This window comes from Sunxiuqinia sp. (genome assembly GCF_055140945.1).
The window spans coordinates 82,074-99,616 of the sequence record NZ_JBSQYS010000014.1; the positions used below are offsets into that span (position 1 = coordinate 82,074).

The window sequence follows — 17,543 nt, forward strand, 5'->3', positions numbered from 1 at the left end:
TCACTTCACCGGATAATAAATGGCTGTCACCCATTTTGATACATCCGGTTCTTTTTGCGGATCGGTCAGGTATTTCTCCATCGGACTGCCAACAAGCTCAAAGCCATTTTCGACTATCCAGTTTTGTATAAATTGATGTGTTTCACCCAGCGTTTCGTGCGATCCAAAATGATCTGCCGTGGCATATTTTTTAGTTGGCATGACTCCAGAAATGATATCGCCATTTGTTTCAGTTTTATACTCAACCGGAATACCACATTCCAAATCAATCATTGTTCCATCAATCTTATGGTAAATCGCGTAAGGAGTATCCGTCATCATTAAGTCATTATTGTCAATGAAATTCGATAGCTTTCCGTACATCACTCCCATTTGGGTTGAAGTGTTTTCAAATTGAATGTTGCTACGCATACTCACGTAGTTAAATTCAGGGACAGTAACTATTTCAACAATGGGACGCCCTTCCTGGACAATGGTTTCTGAGACAACGCCCAGGTTCTCAATTCCTTTCTCAAAATCTTTCCCGAGCATCGAATCAAACATCAAACCCATCCAGCGGGCAGCCGGGTTATTGCCCAAATCTGTGTCAAATCCCCAGGTAACTTTTGTGCCTTTTTCTACCTCTTCAAATAAAAAATAGCCTGAAGATGTTCCCTTTTCCATAAAATCCATTTCTGTCGCAATCGAATCGTAGGGCTCCGAAGCAGTAATGGTCAATCTCCCCGAGCCAACGTTAGAATCTTCACTTTCCCACGTATAAGCAGCGCCTTCTCCGACACCTGTATTTTCAAATTCAACTTTCATTTCCGGATCAATTTGGTTCCATACAGCCCATTTTTCCCAGGTATGCAAATTATTAACCTGATTGAAAACAACTTTGGGGGGAGCTTCAATTGTTCCGCTTCGTTCAACATGAACCTGGCGGGGTAAAAAGAACGCTACTATTAACAATGCAAGGGCGACGATAAGTAAGCCTATTAGAAAATTTTTTAACTTTTTCATAGTGAAAATTCTAAGTTTGGACAATGATGTGATTTGACACTCAATATACAAAAATCATTGGGTGATGTAAACAGTTCGATAATTTAAACTTTGGTAGGTCGGCAGAGAATGATCAGGCCTCCAGATTTGGACAGAAGCGAAGTCTAAATGATGGCTTTAAACGAAAGGATAACATTTCGTCCGGCGGCGACAATTCCTGAAGAGTAGGGACGATAACGCTTATCGAGAATATTTTCAATCCCTAAATTCAGGCTGTATTTTTCGGTTAATTGAAATGACGATTTTAGGTTCAGCGTGATCCAGCCGGGCGAATAAGGATTACCATTGGAATCTTGAGCGTAGAGATAGGTTTTCTCCCGTTCGCTTGGAGCTAATTTCGAATTTGAAAGTTTAGCGTTGAAATTTAGATATAGGTCTATTGTTTTATTGTGGTCGTTGTACAACAAGTGAGAACTGCCAAATACCGGAGCTACATGTCGAACAGGCATTCCCGCGCTGTCCTCTCCAAATGTAGCCGTAATGGAATTTCGGCTGCGTATTTTCGATGATAGAATCCACTCCATGCTCAGGTCTCCACCATAAATGTGTGCATAATCTGAATTTACGAGTGCTTCTACACGGCTCATTTCTCCTTCGTACAAAACAGAGTCCTGACCGTTCAGCAAATAAGGGCGGCGAACTATCGCATCGTTGAGGTAAGTGTAAAAGAAGTTAAGCTCCAGTTTGGCTAGATTTTTCACACTTCGTAGAATGCCGATTTCGACGTTCCGGGCATATTCCGGATTTAAATCCGGGTTGGGAACCACTACATTCCCCGGTGAGGAGTCAAATACTTTGGCAATATCATCGATGTTGGGGGCGCGAAAACCACTGGATGCGTTGGCATTAAACTGCCAATATTCAGTTGGGTGAAAGACTAATCCGATATTTCCGGTAAACGAAGAGTGGGTGTTGTCAAATCCATCTGTAGGGAAATCAAAGAATTGTCGGTCGAATTCGCCTTGAAGTTGATTGATGGAAAAACGACCTCCAAGATTCAGGGTGACTCTTTGATGCAGTGAAAGTTTGTAGCTGGCATAGGCTGCCAAGCTTGAAGTGGTAGAGCCATCTGGATAGCGAGATGAAGTTTCCTGCGTTTGACTGGTGTTCACGTTTTTAACGACTCCCATAGAATTCAGCCAATTAAAGTTTCCCTCGAACCCATAATACAGAAAGTTATTTTGGTCAATCTTCTTGTCGAGATCAAGATTCAAGCTAAATATGTCCAACTTTTCTGTTCGGCTGGTTAGTTCTTCATTGCCTAATTTTCGGCTGTGGCGGCTTTCTGTAAAGTTCTGCCATCCTGCTAAAAAGCTTGTTTGATCGAAAAATAAATTTTGAGTTTTCCTTTCGATTTTAAGTGAGTGCAAATTCCACTTTTGAGGGCCGTAATACCACTTGGCGTATTTCAGTTTCTCGTCGCTATATTGAATCAAGCGGTCGTAACGCGGAATATTGGAAGTTGTTGACAAATGAAAGGCATAAACCAAGTTCCACCGTTCGTTGGGGCGGTATCTGATTTTTTGCAGGTAGTTAAACTGACTGTATCCAGTTCGAACCTGTTTGTGCCAATCCGGATTTTCAACGATTTGATCATTTTCAACATATTCAGGCCTTAAATAGGAGTCCTGACCATGTTTCCCCATCATCAGGTCGTCAAAGTCGGTAACCGTAAAACTGGCTACTGTCGCCAGTTTTTCATTCCCGAGGTTAAAATCAGCATGAATTGTTTTTTCGAAGTTCGCACTGGCGTATCGTACAAAGGCATTGCGCGACTGCTTGTATCGTTCGTTGGTTGACAATTTGGGCGACAAGGTTTGAAAGTGAAGAACACCGCCCAAAGCGTCGCTGCCATACATGACGGAACCGGGGCCAAAAATAACTTCGGTGTGCTCAATTGAGGCTGCATCCAACGAGATAACATTGTGTAAATTGCCATTGCGATAAATGGCATTGTTCATCCTGACGCCATCAATGACTAGCAACAACCTGTTTGCTGAAAAACCGCGAATCATCGGACTGCCGCCCCCCATCTGGCTTTTTTGAATAAAAACGCCCCCTTTTGTATTCAACAAGTCTGCTGTTGTTTGTGGGTTAGCCAAAGCTATTTCTTCGTGATTGATACTGACTATCTGGTTGGGAACTTCCAGTTTCGATTGGCTCCTTCGATTGGCGGAAATAACGATTTCGTCCAACTTTACCGGGTCAATTAGCAATTCAACCTTGTAGTTGAGTGACCAAAGTGTTTGTTTATTGGCTTTGTAGTTGAGGTACGAAGAGTGTTTAAAATGAATCGCTTTGTTTGGATGAAACTGCCTGATATCTACCAATCCCTGTTTGTTGGTTTGTGTGCTTCTGGTTTCAGAAAAAACGATTACACCTTCGATCGGGTTTCCTGTTTTTGCATCAGTAACTAAAAGCCGCTGTGCATAAAGGAAAGTTGAAATAAAGAGCGAGCAAACAAGCAAAATTATTCTGACCACCTGAGATTGATTTTTGGTAAAAATACGAACCAGTCTCTTTGTTAGCAATAATTATGCCGAGTGAAGAATATTAGCAAGAATTTCGAGTGTATGATCCGGATAGTTAATTTGCAGTGAATCAGATTGATTGATCCATTCGTCTATTTTTTTAGTTTGATTTTTTAATTCCGGCAACACGATCACTCCCATTTCACCTAAGAACGCGGCATTACAAGCTTGTTCATATTGTTTTTTCATCGGGATAACACAAAGCTTTTTACCCATGAAAATAGCCTCGGCAGGTGTTTCGAAACCAGCCGTACACAAGATGCCTGTGCATGTGGTAAACGATTGGGTAAAATGTTCGAGTGAAACCGGACGGATTCGAATATTCCCTTGCTCATCGTTTTTTGCACTATGCTTTGAAAACACTTCCCAGCGGACTTCATTGAATGGCGATAAGGCGGCGATAATTTCATCATCGCTGTAGGCTGGCAGGTAAACCGTGTAATGCGATAGCTTTTTCACTTTAGCCTTTCGGATGGCAGAGCGAATCACCGGGGTGAAATTGTTCTCATCCAACTCCTGAAAGTGGAACCCATATTTTTTGGTGCTTGGCGCGTATTTTTTCAGAATCGTATTTCCCAACCAATCTGCTTTTTGGGGTTTTGGCGCGTTTGGGTGAAGCACGGCATTTTGATGACTCACCCCAACGGCTTTTTTCCCTCGCAGTTTGCATGCCCAGGCAGCAACAGGCTCAAAATCGCAGAGCACCAAATCGTAATTGTCGAGCGGCAGTTTGTATACATCTTTAATAAAGCGAAACGGTTTTAATTTTAATAAGGTTTTGGAAAAACTGACACCGCCCTTTTTCCCTAAAATAAAGCTTAACCCATAGTGTTTGTATTTGACATCGAACGGGAGCTTTAAATCTCCTTGAATACCGCTCACCAAAACGTCGGTTTCGGCCATTGTTTTTAGTATGGGAACAATTTCGGTTGCCCGGGCCAGGTGCCCGTTTCCTGTGCCTTGAATGGCGTATAGTATTTTCATATATCAGCTTACAATAGGTTGGCCACTGCTAACTCCTGGAAGAGCGATTTGTAGACTTCCTTTTTATTGGGAATGTCCGGTTCGTCATTGTTTTCATCATCTTCCTGATTATCGATATAATGAAAAAGATGCCATTTTTCATGGTGGTACTCGGCTGCCGTAAAATGTTCTACCCAGTCGCCACAGTTGATATAGCGAACTAAACCATTCGCTGTGAGTGTCGACTTATCTCTCGGGATATGCGTGTGCCCGCAAATTACGGTTTTGTAATTGCGTTCGCCACTAATTTTGGTGATTACCTCCTCAAAGTGTGTGAGTTGAGTTTTATCTTTAATCAACTTCTTTTTTATGCTTTTGTATATAATTACATCCTTTAATTTGAACACTCGCAACATCGCATTAACGGATTTATTAGCAACAGTGAGTAATCCGTAAATTGCGGCTCCAAATTTTGCCAGCCACTTGGCCTGATGGATGACGTGGTCGAACAGATCTCCGTGAAAAATCCACGTTTTCTGGTCGTTCAAGTCCAGTATTAACTGGTTGACGATTTTTAGGTTTCCCATTTCGGCACCATTGAACTTCCGTAGGAATTCGTCGTGATTGCCGGTGATATAGAAGATTTTCACTCCCTTTTCCAGCATCTTAATAAATTGGCGAACCACTTTTAAATGAGGCTTGGGGAAGTAGTTTCGTGAAAAACGCCAGGAGTCAATGATGTCACCATTTAAAACTAAAATTTCGGGATTGATTGATTTTAGATATTTAAGCAATGGTTTGGCTTTGCAAGCGTGAGTAGCCAAGTGTACATCTGAAATAACAGAAACTTTTAAATCTCTTATTTTCGATTTCATGAACTAAGTAAATTAGTTGATGCTAAGATTGCTAGTCTTTGTTAATCAGTAGTTAATACAATGTGAACTAAATGATCACAAGAAAAAATTATTCGTTTCTTAATTGATTTGTATTGACCGAATTCATCTTCATAGTGAGTTCTTTTTTTGTTTCTTAAAAAAAAAATAGCGATGAAGTTAGCTTCCACTCTGGTTAGATTGAAGGAATGAATGTGGTTCGAAAAATTCAAGCGGGAGCAGCTATCGCACAGATACTCGATAAACCGGTGATTATAAAACAAATAAGCAGGAACTAAAAAAAAGCTCAAAAATAGCATGAGGGTTGACTAAACAAGTGTGATATTCGTTTGTTTTTTAGCTTGAAATTAAATAACAAAGAAATGAAAGAAACAACCGGAAAAATTACCTTCAAAGGAAATCCATTAACATTATTAGGCGAACCAATAAAAGTGGGAGATCAGGCTCCTGATTTTACAGTAGTTGGATCAGACTTAAGCCCCGTAAAATTATCAGACTATGACGGTAAAGTGCGTGTCTTAGCGCTTTATCCATCTATCGACACAGGCGTTTGTCAGGCGCAAAACCGCAAGTTTAATGACGAAGCCTCGAACTTAGGCGATGCCGTTATTTTATCGATTTCATGTGATTTGCCTTTTGCTCAAAACCGCTTTTGTGCTGCCGAAGGGCTGGATAAAGTGATCACTGTATCGGATCATAAAGATGTTGATTTTGGAACAAAATATGGGTACCTTATTAAAGAGTTGCGTTTGCTTACCCGGGGTACAATTGTAATTGATAAAGATGGCGTAGTAAAATATGCTGAAATTGTTCCTGAAGTAACAGATGAGCCCGATTACGAAAGTGCTATAAAAGTGATTAAGGAATTGATCTAATAGCAAGACAACTTATGTTTTACAAAACTGGCAGTGGGAGGAAAGCCCACTGCCAGTTTTGTATCCTGAAGTTATAGCTCAAGTCCGGCTTCTTCTTTCACCCCGGCAAAGAAGTCTTCAATTTCCCTGAGCGTTGTTTCCGTTTTTGGTACGTCTTTTACAATTTTTCCTTTTTCAAGAATCACTAACCTCGAACAAACATCGATAATGTTATCAAGCGTGTGCCCGGAAACCAGGAAGGTGGTTCCCATTTCTACAGCCTGATCTTTAATTAGATGGCGCAATTTGTATTGAGATCCGGGGTCGAGGTTTGCAAACGGTTCGTCCAAAACAACGACTTCCGGATTACCCATCATTGCCGCAGCAATACCGACTTTTTTTTGATTTCCTTTCGACAGGTCGCGAATAAATTTCTTTTTGCCACGCAATTCTCCATTGAAAAAATCTTCATAGCGATCCAAATGTTTGTCCATGTCGGCTTGGTTCAGTTCACGAAGTTCTGCAATAAAACCAAAATATTCGTCGGGCGTGAGGTAGCCAATGGTGAAGCTTTCATCTATAAATGCCCCGGTGAATGATTTCCAATCCTCGGATTCCTGAACGTTGATTTGGTTGTTAATTACGTGTCCCTTGCTCGGCACAATCAGGTCGAGAATGAGGTTAAATAAAGTAGTTTTTCCGGCTCCATTATTGCCCACTAAACCAAATACTTCTCCACGGTTTATCGTCAGCTGCTGAATGTTCAGAACAACTTCTTTATTGTATGCTTTTATCAGGTTGCTAATTTCTATCATGATCAGGAATTTTTATAGTCTTTAATTAAACGATGTTTCTGTTTTAAGTAAGCTCTTGTAAAGTAATTAAATAGTTGAGGTTGAGCTAAAATACCTACGATACCCAACCCTCCTAAAAGAATTAATGCGCCGTTGGCACCAAGTACCAATTTTGATAAGGCATAGATGATAACCGGACCAAGGATCAACGGGAAAGAGATCAGCCACTGCGATGCTCCCATTCCCTGATAGTTGAACATGGATGATCCACTTAAATCAAGTGCACGTTTGCTGTTTTTTCCGAACAAAAATATCAGGTTCATATTAATGCCGATGTGATAAAGCAGCATGGCTGAATGATAATAAATGATTCGAGAGTCGAGAAGCACGTAGGGTAGGGTCAGTAAATAATACACAAAGGAAACCACCACATTCATGTAATAAAATGATTGCAGAAATTGCTTCATTTTAAAATTTTGGGTCATCAGCATCGAAAAATAGCCACTGTGCCATGCGGGGAAAAACTGCCCCAGCGAGATGGAAAACATCGAAACCATGAGCAGTCCTCCCAGTATAAAAATAAAATCGGGAATGCCGTTCCCGGAATCTTTGTAAATTAACAGACCATAAAATAGAAAAAGAATGGTCATCATAAATTGGGTGCGTGGGCGTTTGTTTCGCCAAATCATGCGTAGCTCCAGCGAAATAAATTTTCCATAGTCTCCCAATCGGTTCATCCACGAAAAATCACGAACAGTGTTGTCTTTTTGCTTTTTAGCAACCAGATTGAGGTAAAGGTTTTTCTTCAGGTAATTGAAATTGAGGGCAATAAATACAACAAGTGGAATGAGCAATGCAAGTGCCAGTAACGGATTAACCAAAATTGAATCGAAAAAGTGACCAAACATTCCGGTTAAATCTGCTACTCCAAAGAAATTGATCGCATACAAGCTTACAAACAAGCCAATAAAAATGTAAAAGCCATAGCCACTTTCATTAATCCACCATTTCAGATAGGTTGTTAAGAAGTGGTTCGTGAAAATCATTAGCACTATTCCGATAAACCAAGCCAATGTGTTCGCTAGTGGATGGTTGGCTGCTACAAGAGAAAACGTTACAGGGATTAATAAAAAGAAGGGGAGAAAGTTGAAAAAGTGAATGGTTGATCGTAACAGCAGGTAACGGGCAATTTGGCTTCTTTTCACATTCAGAATAATAAATGGCTTGAAGCTAATGGTTGGTAAATTTTGTAAGATCTGCCGGAAAAGCAGATCAAAAGCAAAATAAACCAGCAAATAACTGTTGAAAATGCTTACCGGATTAGCGTCAGGGAATTCTTCTCCAATTATATTCGGTATAAAAAATCCGAGTATCAAAAAATTGGCTGAAAAATAGAGGGCCAAGAAGCCGAGCATAATCGTGGTTGCCAGACTTTTCCCAAATGCGGAAGATCGGGTGACTTCTCTCCACGCGAAGTAATGAAGGCTGCGTTTCATGTTTTGTTTTTTCTTTTTGGTCTGTTATTGTGATGGTCTGTTACAAAAATTTTAAAAAATCATTCCAGTCGGCCAGTCAAGGTACAAACTTTTTTATATTGCTTGACATCACCATTGGGCGAATGTAGTTCGAGCAATAAAATATAGAGGCCGATACGACTTTTGTTTCCATCGTTTTGCTGTCCTTCCCAGGTCCATTCGCCGCGACTGCCGACCGGTTCGTTTTTCACCAGCTCACGAATGGCCTGACCTGCCGAGTTAAATATTGTTAGATTGGCAATGTAGTCCGTCCTGCGAAACTGATAACTGATGTGAAGCATGTCATTATAACCATCGTTGTTGGGTGAAAAAACGTTAGGATTGAGTTCCACCAAGTCTTCTGAGATGTTTTCTGAATCGGCTATCGAATTCTTAAAACCGGGAGTCGCAAAATGATTTTCAGCAGTGGCTGAGTTCCAGTTGGCGGGATTCATGCCAGATTCAGTAAGTGAAATTCGTTCCAGCGAAACACCTTCTTTATCGATTAAAAGTGGGTGATGCATACGTTCAGCGTAGTTCATTTCATCAATGACTTCCAGCGAATCATTGAGTAAAACGACATGGCCATCATCATTATTAAACGCCGGAATACTATTCATTTCGAGAAAACATGAGGAACAATTGGTATCGTAAAAGCTCAGTATTTTATCTTGATCCTTGCACAGCACGAGGTAGGTTTGGGGTTTAAACAGGATTGACGACTTGGACAAAGCAATAAGCTGTTTTAGAGATTGATCCTCATTTCGATTGGCCAAAAATAAATGATCAAGCCTGATTGTTTTTTCGGACTTATTAAAAATTTCTACAAAATCGACACCGTCAGAATAAGGGTTAAAAAGTACCTCATTAATTAGAATATCTCCTGCTTTAGCCAGCTGGTTTTCATCAATCTTTTCAGCCTGATCGCTCCAAACCCGGATGTCATCCAAAATAATTTTGTCGTTCGCATAACTGCTGTTTAGGTACACGATTACCCGAAGAGAGTCGCCGTTTAGTTGTGATTGACTGACCACGGATTCGCCCCAGTTCCCTTCGTTGATGCCATTTGTTTCAAACTGAACTTTTTCGTTCCCATCCAATTGATAGAAAGCTTTTAGGTACTTGCTCTCCGGATTTTTTCCACTGCCAGTTTCTTTGGCTACTAACTCACAATTAATCATTGAATAGTTTCGGATTGAAATCCATTCTGAAATCCAGACCGCTTCTCCATCACTGTCCAATGCTTCAAAACGACCACCAGAAGTTGAAACGGTTTTCACATAGTCGTCTTCTGCAGTAAAGATGCAGTTGTCAAATTTGATGGACCAGTTCTTTACTGAAGAAGTGTCAATATGAATGGTTGAACCGTCGGCATCGCCCCAAACGCCTAGGTTTGGAGTTGAAAAATCTTCATGCCAAATCTCAGTTGCATGACTTTCAATTGTTAATAAATTTATAAGCAGAAAAAGAAAAACACTATTTGTACGCCACATTGTGTGAAAAATTAAAAGCAAACCGTTAATTTTGCGGACTTTATACTACGTGCAGAAGAACGTAGATTAGTAAAATGAAGTTAACAAAATTATTTTAATTATGAAAGTTGCAGTTGTTGGAGCAAGTGGTGCTGTTGGTCAGGAATTTCTAAAAGTTTTGGCCGAACGTAATTTTCCACTCGATGAGTTAGTTTTATTTGGATCGGCCCGAAGTGCTGGGAAAGAGTATGAATTTAGAGGAAAGAAACTGACTGTTAAAGAGCTGAAACATAACGATGATTTCAAGGATATTGATATTGCCCTGACATCAGCCGGCGGATCAATTTCTAAAGATTTTGCTTCAACAATCACCAAGCATGGAGCAATTATGATTGACAATTCCAGCGCCTTTCGTTACGATGATGATGTACCTTTGGTTGTTCCTGAAGTAAATCCAGAGGATTCAAAAGTTCGCCCACGAAATATTATTGCCAACCCGAACTGTTCAACGATTCAGATGGTAGTGGCGTTAAAACCGATTCAGGATTTATCGAAAATTACAAAAGTGCAAGTGGCAACTTATCAGGCTGCCAGTGGTGCCGGTGCGCAGGGAATTGCAGAGCTGGAAGAGCAAACTCGTCAGATTGCAAATGGTGAAGAGCCTACGATTAATAAATTTGCTTATCAGTTATCGATGAATATTATTCCTCATATTGATGTGTTCCTGGATAATGACTACACCAAAGAGGAAATGAAAATGAACTGGGAAACCAAAAAGATTATGCATACCGACACTGAGGTTAGTGCTACTTGTGTGCGTGTTCCTGTTGCCCGTTCTCACTCCGAAGCCATTTGGGTAGAAACCGAAGAAGAGCTAACTGTTGCTCAGGTTCGCGAAGCATTTGAGAAATTCGAAGGCTTAACGGTAATTGATAAACCTCAGAGCAATGAATATCCAATGCCTTTGTTTGTAGCGGGTAAGGATGATGTGTATGTTGGTCGATTGCGGAAAGATATCACCAACCCCAAAGGACTGACATTTTGGTGTGTGGGTGATCAAATTAAAAAGGGGGCTGCCCTGAATGCGGTACAAATTGCGGAGTGGCTGATCGCAAACGGTGAAGTAAACTAATTTTGACCGAAGAACTGACAAGTTCTAAATAAACAATACAGATTTAAGAACTGAAATAAATATAAACTGACCGTCTCAATTTTTAGTTTGAGGCGGCCAGTTTTTTTATAGCAAAAAAGAAGCTGCCCAAAAGGACAGCTTCTTTTTTGTAAGGAGGACCGGAGCGGCAGTTACTGAGAACTTTTCTTTGAAATTGAAGGAGAAAGAAGTACCACTCCAGTCCAGTGTTTTTATTAATGTTGATCGTCAGCCCAACCGGTATAACGGTGTCCTGCTTCTAAGTAGTCATCAGCGATTTCTCCATCAGCATCATATAAAATGACACGGAATGAGATACTATCGTTATCAAAAACTTCACCATCGACAATGTCCATAGTGCCATCATGTCCACCGGTAACATCAGTAGCTCCTGTAACACCAAATGTCGTATCCGACAGTTTGTTTGCTTTAACTTTGTACCCACTATCGTAGATGTTTTCAATCCAGATCATGTCCGGATCAAAAGAAGTGTTATACACCTGTAAGGTGTATGGTCCGTAAAGGGCTTCAACATCGAGGTTGTACTCGATTACAACCCAGTCGCCAGATAAGGTCTTGGCACCTGCATCTCCAACCTCATATTCTTCCTGACAGGCCGCAAAACCAATTACCAGAGCAAGAATGAATAAATATTTAATAAGCTTTTTCATATTTGATAAAATTTTAGATGTTAAAAAAATCAATAGTCAATTAATACTGTATTTGTTTTAATTGAACATGAAATTCACCATCGCCAAAATCACCTGCTCCTGTGAACGTAATCATCTTACTATCTGGATCAACAGTGAAATTTGTAATGTCGATATCAAGGCCGAATCCGGGGATTGAAGCTTGAGTAATAGAGAAATCATTAGCCGGAATACTATTCGCAGTGATGACAGCTCCCTGGGCAGCATATGCATAGCCATAGTCGCGTCCAATGTAGTAATACCCTCCAATTGCGCCGGATATTTCATAGGTATTATCTCCGGTTTTTGTGATGAAAATATATTCCATGTCATTGTACTGATCCGAAGCTGCAAAAGCCGGAGCGCGCTGCACTGACGATGTGTATACGCCTTCAATGCTGTTGACTAAATCGCCACTTTTGCCAACCACAACTGTTCGGGTTGCTGCAGCTGGAAAACCATCGCTATTGATTGCGGAATAAGAAATTACATATTTATCCATTACGTCAGTATTGACAGTCGTGCCTGAATAGCCTGTAATTTCCCCTGATACACTAACTTCAACGGGAAGTTCCTGCCCGTCTTCTTCTGCTGTAACTGCAGCATCGGTGTAGGGAGTGCCAAGATCATGATAAATCAGACTTTCTCCTTCAACCGTAAAATTGGCGAAGTATGTTATTTGAGAAACATCTTCTGTGGTAATATCCTTTTCACATCCAGCAAATAAGATGCTTAATATAAAAAGGCTTGCTAATATCTTTTTCATATCTCTGTGTTTTAAATATTAATTTTGATCCCACCAAACTTTATCTGTCAGTGCAGGCTGAGATGGTGTATTTTCATTGCTTGAAACCGCAGCATCTGGATAGTAGAATCGGGTTAACCATTTTCCATCTCCAAGCGTATTTTCATATGGTTTAATACGATCTCCGGGAGTATAAGCATCTGGATTAGATTGAATAGAGGCCACAGTGGCATCTGAAATAGACGGATATTCTGTTCTTTTGATTTCAAACCAGGCTTCAATGTTGTTCACTAATGCTAACGATACCCATTTTTGCATCATAATCTGTTTGTGAGTTTCGTTGAATTCTATGGGTTTTCCAGCTCCGTAAAGTTCTGATCCCGGAGTTGCAATACCATGTAGCGCTATGCTCGCATCAATTGCAGATTCATAAGCTGCTTTTGCAGCTGTTGCATCATTGTTGTAACGCAGTTCAGCTTCAGCAATAAAGAAATATAATTCTGACATGGTATACAGGTAAATCGGTTGAGTTGCACCAACGATTGGGAAGCTAAAATCTTCGTTTTTAATTCCTGGAATCGTTTTCCCGGCTGGAAAGTTCCCATTATACTGGTCGTTAACAGTTGCTGCGGCCCATATCGTTTCCAGTCTAGGATCAGCAGTCGATTTTAGATAGCTTATGATATTGTGGGTAGCAACATGGTTTACACCACCTAAACGGTCAACTTCTGTATCATACCAAGGATTTCTTTTGTTTTGTTCGTCTGCGAAAGAGGCAAACATAACATCCATTGACATGAAATTGTTAGCGTCGATCAAGGCTTTAACTTCGGCAGAATGATTCGACGCTGTTTCGCTTTGACGCATAAATATTTTTAATTTCATCGCGTTTGCAAAACCAATCCATTCATCTATGTCTGCTCCAAGTAACATGTCAGTTGAGGCCACGATCTCAGATCCGGTAACGCGACCTAACGCATCATCAAGTTCAGTAATTAGACCATCATACACAACTTTTCCGTCATCAAATACTGGGTTTAGAATACCCGTGCCCTGAAGAGATTCAGTATATGGAACTTTATCGATCAAATCAACGAGTAGTTGGTAAGTATATGCGCGCAATACTGTTGCAACAAGGTAGTTTCCCCAATCCTCTTGTTCCGTTGAGGCTGTACGGATATATTCCAGGTCATTTAATGCACCGGCATATAATTCCGTATATTGGTTATCCAAAAAGTCGGTCTTCACATCAAACTTATCCAACCCGTTGTATTGGTTTGCTTCTGGCGCTTGTGACCAATATTGAGCGTAAAATCCACCCGTATTAAAGAGCATTCCTCCAACCTGAACAGCAATAGATGCTTCTGCTGCAGGCAGCACCAATTCAGTGGTTACTTCCGTTGGAACATTCGGGTTGTCGTTTACATCCAACCAGCTCTCGCAGGAAACCAATGTTGTACTTAATATTGTAAGTATTATTAATATTCTTTTCATGTTCTCTGTTTTTAGAAATTCAACTTAAGGTTTAGACCCCAACTGCGTGTTGATGGGTTTGCAGTAAATTCTCCAAACTTACCTTCCAGGTCATTACCAAATGTAGTTACCTCAGGATCGATTAAATTATTTTCGGCAGGAGTCCAGAGTGCCAAGTTATTACCATAAGCAGTTAGTGAAATCCCTTCGAAAGGTGTTTTATTAAGAATGCTATTTGGTAAGTTGTACGTAAGGGCAACACGTCTTAGTTTCACAAATGAACGAGAGACCAGCCATGATTCATCCAGTAAGCTTCCGCCGTCTGAAAAATAATCATCAAAGTCTTCTTTTGATATTGGCGTTGTGTTTTCAACATAGCTTCCTTCGTTATCAGGGTCTTCGATTACCGAGTTTGGTATAATGAACGTATGACGATCGTTATACGTTGTTTGTACAATGTTTCCGGTAAAATAGTTAATGTCAGCAGTTCTTGAGAACATGACACCACCTTGGCGAATATCCAAATCCGCAGTTAAGGTAAAATCTTTATAGCTGAAAGAGTTTGTAATGCCCATGGTGTAATCATAGTCAGCACTTCCCATAATTTGCTTTTCAGTTGCAGTCAGTGGGCGTCCTGTCCCCGGATTAACAATGATTTGTCCTGATTCGGTTCGCTGAGGAACTGTTCCTTCGTACAAGCCAATAGGTTCACCAACAATAGCGACAAAGCCAACAGTGCTTAAGCCTCCGATTGGAATTTTATCTCCAAGTTCTTCCGGAAGACTTACCAATTCATTCTCGTTTTGAGAGTAGTTTAATAAAATGTCCCAGCTAAAATCTCTGGATTGGATTGGTGTACCTTCTAAAAGGAACTCGAGACCCTTGTTGTTGATTTCACCAAGGTTGGTTGTTTGATTCGTATAACCGGTGGATGGAGCTAATGCTAATCCAAAAATCTGGTTATCTGAGGTTTTGTTGTAATATGCGATATCAAATCCTAAACGATTTCCAAAAAACTTCATTTGCATTCCAATCTCAAACTCTGACGAAATTTCAGGTTGTAATAACTGATTACCCAACGTGTTTCCTACTTCAAATGCATTTTGTCCATTTAATGGGAAATCTAATGTTCTGAATGGATTGTAAATTGAACTCTTAATAAATGCCGGATTAATGGCATATACAGGAGCATCATTACCAGTAGTACCGTAAGCTAAACGAATTTTACCTAAGTCGATTACACTTTTTGCATTATCAGAAAGTAGTTCACTAAAGACAAAACTTGATGCGATACCATAGTAGAAAAATTGATTATTGTCTTTAGGAAGAGTTGAAGACCAGTCGTTACGAGCATTTAATGTTAAATAAAGAAGTTCTTTATACCCGATCTCTACACTTGCAAGCAATCCAATTAACCTCCGTTTTGAATAGAACTCGTTGAGAACCGGAGTTGACGATGAGTTACTCAAATCATAGAATCCAGGGATGTCTAGTCCGGTAACAGAACCACTCACTGAGCTGACATTTCGTTCGTTAATATTCAAACCAGCAACTGTTCCAATTGAAAAATCGTCGAACGTATTATTGTAGTTCATTAACATGTCATGTGTATATTCATGACGTCTGGTAGCTCCTTTGGTAACAGTACCTTCCTGATTGGTTGACGAACCCTCGTTAGGAGTTCCAGGGGCAGCTTGTACTTCGGGGATCCCAATTTTCTGCATATCATCAGAAGCATCAATACCTAAGCGATACATGGCAGTCAGGCCTTCCATAATTTCATAATCGAACTGCATCTTACCAAAAAACTTTTTCTGTTCGTATGCAGCTTCCATATTATCAATGACAAAATATGGGTTCGTTATACCATATGGTGTATAATAATAGTCCGGCGTATCAAATGGATCCGTTTTATAGTCAGCCAGACTTACAATACTGATATCTCTCGGAGTTTGATAAAGCCCATTAATAACAGTTAATCCCTGACCGGTTTGGGCAAAACTATTTTCTTGTTGTGAATAGTTTATTGATGTTGACACTTTCAGATTACCGATTTGTTGAGAGGCTCTGAAAGATGCAGTATACTTATTGTATAAGTCGATGTCAGTTGGCACCAATCCATCTTGTTTTACGTACGATAAAGAGGAATAATAGGAGGTTTGATCGTTTCCTCCAGATAAAGAAACAGAATTAGTGTACTTTAAACCGTAATCAAAGAAATCTTTTACGTTATTCTCTTGAGGAAGAAAAGGTTTTAACTTTTGCGAGTTATTGTACACAGTACCCCATAAACGAAGACTACCATCAAAAGCAGGTCCCCAGCTACCATTTTCATTCATGGTATGGTGTGCATCCCAGCCCATTCCAAATTTGTTTTGGAATTCCGGCAAACGTAAGATGTCCGAAAACTCAATACTAGAATTGAAATCTACCGAAGCTTTACCTGCTCCATCCTTAGTGGTAATAAGCACAACGCCATTGGATGCACGGCTACCGTACAGAGCTGTAGCGGATGCACCTTTTAGGATTGTGATATTTTCAACATCATCCGGGTTAACCAAGTTAGCAGCATTACCAAAGTCATAGGATTCATCAAGACTTGTACTACCGCTGGAGTTGTTCGTCATCGGAACTCCATCAATAACATATAATGGTTGGTTACTTCCTCCTAAGGAAGAAACACCACGAATGATTACAGAGTTTGAAGCACCCGGGTCAGACGAGCTCGATGAAATTTGCACACCTGCAACTTTACCTGAGACACCAGACATGATGTCTGAGTTTCTGGTTTTGGTTAGTTCTTCTGCGTTAACAGAAGAAGCTGCATACCCAATGGCTTTCTCAGATCGTTTAATACCTAAGGCTGTTACTACAACCTCGTTAATTCCAACGACATCTGATTCCATTTCCACATCAACTTTTGTTCCTTGAATGGTAGCCTCTAAAGTTTGCATACCAACAAACGAAAAAACCAATGTATTGGCATCTTGTGGGGCTTTCAAAGTATATTGCCCATCAAGATTAGTAATTGTACCAAGCGTGGTACCTTTAACCGATACAGAAACTCCAGGAATGGTACTTCCATCTTCCGCGGAAGTTACCGTACCTGTAATTTCCTTGGTTTGAGCCCAAACCGACTGCAAACCAATTGCAAAAATTGCAAGTAATAATGCGATTCTTTTCATAGAAATAATTTTAATAATTAAACAGCATCAATTCTTATCTGTAATAAGGATAGTAAAAATTCAATTTTTATCCCCCTGTTGAGAGTTCGGAACGTTTATTCCCCCAAACAAATCGTTCCTCTCAGAAAAAAAAATAGTTTGAAACCTTCAATTTCAATAAATGTTAAAAAACCTTAACGAATACGAAAATATATAAAAAAATGAATTTGCAAAACAATTGTTCAAAAAATCGCAATTCG

13 protein-coding genes are annotated in these 17,543 nt (G+C 40.1%); 2 read left to right on the plus strand and 11 right to left on the minus strand.

All coding sequences use genetic code 11. The features are described from left to right. The 4 genes from ACTB00_RS08790 to ACTB00_RS08805 all read right to left on the minus strand — a co-directional run bounded on the left by ACTB00_RS08790 (nucleotide 1) and on the right by ACTB00_RS08805 (nucleotide 5,410). A complete protein-coding gene (locus tag ACTB00_RS08790; RefSeq protein WP_463299539.1) occupies nucleotides 1-1,002 on the minus strand; it encodes an SRPBCC family protein in 1,002 nt (333 codons plus the stop codon). Nucleotides 1,003-1,145: 143 nt separating this feature from the next. Then, the gene (locus ACTB00_RS08795) at nucleotides 1,146-3,524 is read right to left on the minus strand and encodes a TonB-dependent receptor plug domain-containing protein (RefSeq protein ID WP_463299540.1); all 2,379 of its coding nucleotides are present in this window, start codon (nucleotides 3,522-3,524) and stop codon (nucleotides 1,146-1,148) included. A 51-nt stretch (nucleotides 3,525-3,575) separates the two neighbouring features. Then, nucleotides 3,576-4,556: a glycosyltransferase family protein gene (locus ACTB00_RS08800; RefSeq protein ID WP_463299541.1), complete on the minus strand. Its 981-nt coding sequence runs from the start codon at nucleotides 4,554-4,556 to the stop codon at nucleotides 3,576-3,578. A gap of 8 nt (nucleotides 4,557-4,564) precedes the next feature. Next, nucleotides 4,565-5,410, minus strand: coding sequence for a UDP-2,3-diacylglucosamine diphosphatase (locus ACTB00_RS08805; RefSeq protein WP_463299542.1), 846 nt, complete (start codon nucleotides 5,408-5,410; stop codon nucleotides 4,565-4,567). Between the two features lie 380 nt (nucleotides 5,411-5,790). On the opposite strand from ACTB00_RS08805, the gene tpx reads away from it, so the two are divergent. After that, on the plus strand, nucleotides 5,791-6,303 hold the full coding sequence (gene tpx, locus ACTB00_RS08810; RefSeq protein WP_463299543.1) for a thiol peroxidase: 513 nt from the start codon (nucleotides 5,791-5,793) through the stop codon (nucleotides 6,301-6,303). Nucleotides 6,304-6,374: 71 nt separating this feature from the next. Here tpx and ACTB00_RS08815 read toward each other — a convergent pair whose 3' ends face one another. From ACTB00_RS08815 to ACTB00_RS08825, 3 genes are read right to left on the minus strand one after another with little or no spacing between them, the layout of a single operon-like run. Further along, nucleotides 6,375-7,097 carry an ABC transporter ATP-binding protein gene (locus ACTB00_RS08815; protein WP_463299544.1) on the minus strand — a complete coding sequence of 241 codons (723 nt, stop codon included), beginning with the start codon at nucleotides 7,095-7,097 and terminating at the stop codon, nucleotides 6,375-6,377. Between the two features lie 2 nt (nucleotides 7,098-7,099). After that, nucleotides 7,100-8,572: a DUF5687 family protein gene (locus ACTB00_RS08820; protein ID WP_463299545.1), complete on the minus strand. Its 1,473-nt coding sequence runs from the start codon at nucleotides 8,570-8,572 to the stop codon at nucleotides 7,100-7,102. 59 nt (nucleotides 8,573-8,631) lie between these two features. Next, entirely contained in the window at nucleotides 8,632-10,083 is a 1,452-nt protein-coding gene (locus tag ACTB00_RS08825) for a T9SS type B sorting domain-containing protein (RefSeq protein WP_463299546.1), read from the minus strand. Between the two features lie 100 nt (nucleotides 10,084-10,183). Here ACTB00_RS08825 and ACTB00_RS08830 point away from each other — a divergent pair, with 100 nt between their 5' ends. Then, on the plus strand, nucleotides 10,184-11,194 hold the full coding sequence (locus ACTB00_RS08830) for an aspartate-semialdehyde dehydrogenase (protein WP_463299547.1): 1,011 nt from the start codon (nucleotides 10,184-10,186) through the stop codon (nucleotides 11,192-11,194). 233 nt (nucleotides 11,195-11,427) lie between these two features. Here the strand turns inward: ACTB00_RS08830 and ACTB00_RS08835 are convergent, their stop codons facing one another. The 4 genes from ACTB00_RS08835 to ACTB00_RS08850 are packed head-to-tail and all read right to left on the minus strand — an operon-like array spanning nucleotide 11,428 to nucleotide 17,304. Then, nucleotides 11,428-11,883, minus strand: coding sequence for a lipid-binding protein (locus ACTB00_RS08835; RefSeq protein WP_463299548.1), 456 nt, complete (start codon nucleotides 11,881-11,883; stop codon nucleotides 11,428-11,430). 40 nt (nucleotides 11,884-11,923) lie between these two features. Next, nucleotides 11,924-12,667, minus strand: a complete 744-nt coding sequence (locus ACTB00_RS08840; RefSeq protein WP_463299549.1) for an immunoglobulin-like domain-containing protein — start codon at nucleotides 12,665-12,667, stop codon at nucleotides 11,924-11,926. Between the two features lie 18 nt (nucleotides 12,668-12,685). Beyond that, on the minus strand, nucleotides 12,686-14,140 hold the full coding sequence (locus ACTB00_RS08845) for a SusD/RagB family nutrient-binding outer membrane lipoprotein (protein ID WP_463299550.1): 1,455 nt from the start codon (nucleotides 14,138-14,140) through the stop codon (nucleotides 12,686-12,688). Nucleotides 14,141-14,151: 11 nt separating this feature from the next. Then, nucleotides 14,152-17,304 (minus strand): SusC/RagA family TonB-linked outer membrane protein, encoded by a 3,153-nt coding sequence (locus ACTB00_RS08850; protein ID WP_463299551.1) that lies wholly within the window; start codon nucleotides 17,302-17,304, stop codon nucleotides 14,152-14,154. Between the last annotated feature and the right edge of the window lie 239 nt (nucleotides 17,305-17,543).